Raw genomic sequence first — 4535 nt, forward strand, 5'->3', positions numbered from 1 at the left:
GGTCGAGGTGCTGCGGCGTCGGCGGCCGCGGCCCGAGGTGCGTCTGGTCCACACAGCGCTGGGGTTGTTCGTGGTCAACGTGGCGCTCGGCGCCGCTCACGTGTTCACGCAGGTCAGCTCGACCGGGTTGGTGGTGGCCCACCTGCTGGTCGCCAGCCTCGCGTGGTGCAGCGTGGTGGGAGCCGTCACGGTGGCGCGCCGGTCAGACGCCCGTATCGCTGCGACCAACCTGGTCGTCGACGCGGTCGAGGCCCCGGCGTGACCAGCCGCGCGGACCCCCTGGAGTTGCCCCGGACGGCCGGACGGACCGTGCGTGCCACGGTGTCGTCGTACGTGGCGCTGACCAAGCCGCGGATCATCGAGCTGTTGCTGGTGACCACGGTGCCGTCGATGATCGTGGCGGCCGGCGGATGGCCGGGAACCTGGTTGGTGGTCGCGACGCTGGTCGGGGGGACCCTGTGCGCGGCGAGCGCGAACACGATCAACAACTACCTCGACCGCGACATCGACCAGGTGATGTCGCGCACCGTCTCCCGGCCGCTGTCGCAGCATGCGATCACCCCCCGGGCGGCACTGACGTACGGCGTGGTCCTCGGGATCGTCGGGGCGGTGTGGCTGGCCGTCCTCGTGAACCCGCTGGCGGCGGCGCTCGCGACCGCCGCGATCGTCTTCTACGTGTTCGTCTACACGATCGGGATGAAGCGGCGGACCAACCAGGCGGTCGTGATCGGCGGGGCGGCGGGATGCGTGCCGGTCCTGACCGGCTGGGCGGCGGTGACCGGGACGCTGCACGCCCCCGCCTGGGCGCTGTTCGCCATCATCTTCTACTGGACGCCGCCGCACTTCTGGACGCTCGCGATGAAGTACCACGATGACTACGCGGCGGCGGGCGTCCCGATGCTCCCGGTGACCCACGGCAACCGCGAGACGAGCCGCCACGTGCTGCTCTACTCGTACCTGCTGCTGGCGGTGACCCTGGCCTACTACCCGATCGCGCAGGCCGGGCTGGTGTACCTGGGCGGGATCGCGGCGCTCGACGCAGGCTGGCTGGTGCTCGCCCACCGTCTGCGGCGTGACCCGTCGATCCCCAACGCCATGCGCCTGTTCCACTACTCGACCGCGTACCTCGCGCTGGTGTTCACGGTCGCCGCCGTCGACGCGCTGGTGTGAGCGCTACTCGAAGACGACGGTCCCCGTCATCTGCTGCGGGTGCACGCTGCAGTTGAAGTAGTAGGTGCCGGGGTCGGGCGGTGGGAACTGGTACACGCGCTGGTCGACGCCGTTGAAGGTCTCCCCCTCGAAGATCGGCTCGTCGAGGAGCGGCTCCTCCTGGTGGATCGGGTAGATGTAGACGTTGTGGGGGATGTTCTGGTCGTTGTTGATGAATAGGATCGCCACCTCCTCGTCGTCGGCCGGGAGGGTGATCTCGTCCTGCTCGAACTCGACCCCCTCCGCCACCACCTCCACGGCGTCCTCGGGGATGCAGAAGTGGCACTCTCGGTCAGCGACCCGCACCACACCCTCAGCGAGCGGGATGGCCCCGACCGCGACCAGCCCCCCGACCAGCAGCGGGAGCACGCCCGCGAAGACGATCACCATGCGCTTGGCGCGGGTCAGCTCCTCACGTCGCGCGTTGGCGATCCCGAAGGCAGCCAGGATCCCGGCCGCCACCACGGTCGCGATGGTCAGCGACACCTCGATGGGGTTGAAGAACAGGATCATCCCGAAGAGCACGGCGGTGATCGCGACGATCGCCAACAGCCCCAGGGGGACCAGCAGCGGCAGAACCAGCCGGTCGCGGACGTCGGGCTTCATCTGGTCAGCTCCAGCTGTTGGACGGGCGCGGGTCGGCGTCACCGGCGTGCAGGCGTGCACGGTCGGCACGTTCCTCGGCGTTGGCCCACCGGAAGAACATCACGGTCAGGATGCTCCACAGCAGCAGGCCGCCGCCGACCTTCATGATCAGTCCGGCTAGCTGCATGTCGTCACGTGGTGTCAGATCCCACAGCCGCGGCGTCGTCTCGTAGAAGCGGTACAGGGTCCGGTCGCCGAAGGTCAGGAACGACGCCGGGACCGTCGGCAGGATGGTCTGGACGAACAGGAACAGCATCTTGCCGGGGGGCCCCAGGCGCGCCGCGACGTCCGGGAGCGGGCTGTACAGCACCGACCACATCAGGAACGCCGCAGCCAGGAACGCCCAGTGGATCGCGGCGTGCGCCGGCTCGGACGCCACCATGATGTCCACCACCGCCGGCCAGTGGATGAACGCCAACGCGACGTTGAACACCACGGCGGCGATCAGCGGGCGGGTGAGGCCGCGGTAGGCGCGGCCCACCGCACCACGGCCGAGGACCAGCTCACCCAGCCACCGCGGCGTCCCGAGCAGGATCAGCGGCGGGACGACGAAGCCGAGGATCAGGTGCTGCACCATGTGTGCGGCGTACAGGTAGCGCTCGCCGAGGTCGTGGACGGGCCAACCCAGCGCCACCCACAACGACACGACCCCGAGGACGAACGCGACCTTCTGGCGGGGTGTGGCCGGCTGCTCGGACGGCGAGGGGTGGAACAGCCGGCCCCAGCGGCGCACGGCGTAGCCGTACGCGACCAGGGCGGCAACCACGACCGCGACCACCTCGGGGTGCAGGTGGAAGGTCCACGGCGAGTCGACCATCAGCTCCCGGCACCTCCGCCTTCGGGACCGATGGCGAAGATACCCAGCACCAGGAGGAACACCGTCGTGGCGAGGATCAACCCGAACAGGAACACCCGGCGGAACATCCGGCTGTCGTACCTCAGGTGCATGTAGAAGCTGACCACCAACGCGAACTTCGCGATCGCCATGCCGGTCAGTCCCGTCCACAGCGCCCAGCCCGGCAACCGGAAGAAGTACGTCATCACCTCCGCTGCGGTGATGATCGCCAGGACGATCGCGATGTTGACGTAGTCTCGCGGTGTGGGGTGCGCCGCGACGTGTTGCTCGGCGGGCGTGTGGGTGACCTCGGTCGCCATCGGGTGGGTCCTTCCGGTGGCTGGGGCGCCGTCAGCCGACGGGGATCAGGTACACGAACGTGAAGATCACGATCCAGACGATGTCCACGAAGTGCCAGTACAGGGCGATCATGTCCACGCGGATGTCGTCCTCCATGGGTAGCCGCCCCAGCCGGCTGAGGGTGTACAGGCCGAGGAGGAACAGAATCCCCACCGTCACGTGGATGCCGTGGAAGCTCGTCAGGAGGTAGAAGCTGGACGAGAACGGACTGGTCGTGATCGTCATGCCCTCGCTCACGAAGCTGGTGAACTCGAAGACCTGTCCGCCGATGAACACGGTCCCGAGCATGGCGGTGGCGAGCAACCACATGCGCATGCGGCCCTCGTCGCGCTTCACCGCCCCGTCGTGGGCGAGCACCATCGTCAGCGAGCTCATCAACAGCACGAAGGAACTCACCGACGTGAACGGGATGTCGAAGATGTCTTCGGGGCCAGGTCCGTTGGCGGTGCGGTCCTTGTAGAGCATGTAGGTGGTGATCAGCGACCCGAAGAACATCGCTTCGGAGGCCAGGAACACCCAGATCCCCAGCTTGCGGTGGTCGAGCCCGAGACTGGTGTCGGGGTGCCCGGCCGCGTGGGCCGCCTCGGCGTGCGCCTCAGCCACTCGTTCGCCTCCGTTGGTCAGTGATCGTCGCTACCGGGTTCCTCCAGCGGTTCGAGCACCCAGCCGAAGTACCCGGTCAGGAGAGTGACGACACCGAGGACGATGAACAGGATCCCGCCCGCGCTCCACTGGTCCGACGCCGGGCCCTGGGGGCGGAGGAACACGATCCCGTAGCCGATCACGGTGATCCCGATCGCCACCACCAGCGGCCAGTACGACGGGTCGGGCAGGTGGATGCCACGCTCGCGGGCGCCGACGTCGAGCTGCTCACCGTCGTCGGCGGCGCCGGCGGGCACGCGGACGGGGCGGCCCTCGGTGTCTTCCTCGTACTTGCTGTGCCACCAGTCGTCGCGGGAGTGCACGATCGGCGTCTCGTGGAAGTTGTGCTCGGGGGTGGGTGACTCCACGGACCACTCCAACGTCCGGCCGTCCCACGGGTCTCCGGTGGCTTCCTGACCGACCCGGTGCGACCTCACCGCGTTCACGATGAACAACAGCACCGACAACGCGATGGTGAACGCCCCGATGGTCGACAGCAGGTTCATCAGGTCCCACCCCATCCCGGGCGGGAAGATGTAGGTCCGTCGCGGCATGCCCCACAGCCCGCTCATGTGCATCGGGAAGAACGTCAGGTTGAACCCGACGAACATCGTCCAGAAGTTGAGCTTCCCGAGAGTCTCGTTGAGCATCCGGCCGAAGATCTTCGGCCACCAGTAGTACAGCCCGGCGAAGATGCCGAACATGCCGCCGCCGAACAGCACGTAGTGGAAGTGCGCGACGATGTAGTAGGTGTCGGTCTGCTGGTAGTCGTGTGGCGCGATCGCGTGGGTCACCCCCGACAGACCACCGATGGTGAACTGCGCCACGAGTCCGATCGCGAACA

General features: G+C 67.9%; 7 protein-coding genes. 2 read left to right on the forward strand and 5 right to left on the reverse strand.

Translation table 11 applies throughout. The features are described from left to right. Both M3N57_00625 and M3N57_00630 read left to right on the forward strand, forming a co-directional pair. Positions 1-262: hypothetical protein (locus M3N57_00625; GenBank protein ID MDP9021211.1), on the forward strand; the 262-nt coding region annotated here is incomplete at its 5' end. Beyond that, positions 259-1170: a heme o synthase gene (locus tag M3N57_00630; protein ID MDP9021212.1), complete on the forward strand. Its 912-nt coding sequence runs from the start codon at positions 259-261 to the stop codon at positions 1168-1170. The genes M3N57_00625 and M3N57_00630, both read left to right, overlap by 4 nt. 3 nt (positions 1171-1173) lie before the next feature. Here M3N57_00630 and M3N57_00635 read toward each other — a convergent pair whose 3' ends face one another. From M3N57_00635 to M3N57_00655, 5 genes are all read right to left on the reverse strand, one after another. Beyond that, positions 1174-1815 (reverse strand): cupredoxin domain-containing protein, encoded by a 642-nt coding sequence (locus M3N57_00635; protein ID MDP9021213.1) that lies wholly within the window; start codon positions 1813-1815, stop codon positions 1174-1176. 4 nt (positions 1816-1819) lie between these two features. After that, entirely contained in the window at positions 1820-2671 is an 852-nt protein-coding gene (locus M3N57_00640; protein MDP9021214.1) for a cytochrome c oxidase assembly protein, read from the reverse strand. After that, complete coding sequence (locus M3N57_00645; protein ID MDP9021215.1) at positions 2671-3009, reverse strand: cytochrome C oxidase subunit IV family protein; 339 nt, start codon at positions 3007-3009, stop codon at positions 2671-2673. The genes M3N57_00640 and M3N57_00645 overlap by 1 nt, the downstream gene beginning before the upstream one ends. 31 nt (positions 3010-3040) lie before the next feature. Further along, entirely contained in the window at positions 3041-3652 is a 612-nt protein-coding gene (locus M3N57_00650; protein ID MDP9021216.1) for a cytochrome c oxidase subunit 3, read from the reverse strand. A 17-nt stretch (positions 3653-3669) separates the two neighbouring features. Then, on the reverse strand, positions 3670-4535 hold an 866-nt coding region (locus M3N57_00655; GenBank protein MDP9021217.1), incomplete at its 5' end, for a cbb3-type cytochrome c oxidase subunit I.

The organism is Actinomycetota bacterium (genome assembly GCA_030776725.1).
Classification (GTDB): Bacteria; Actinomycetota; Nitriliruptoria; order Nitriliruptorales; family JAHWKO01; genus JAHWKW01.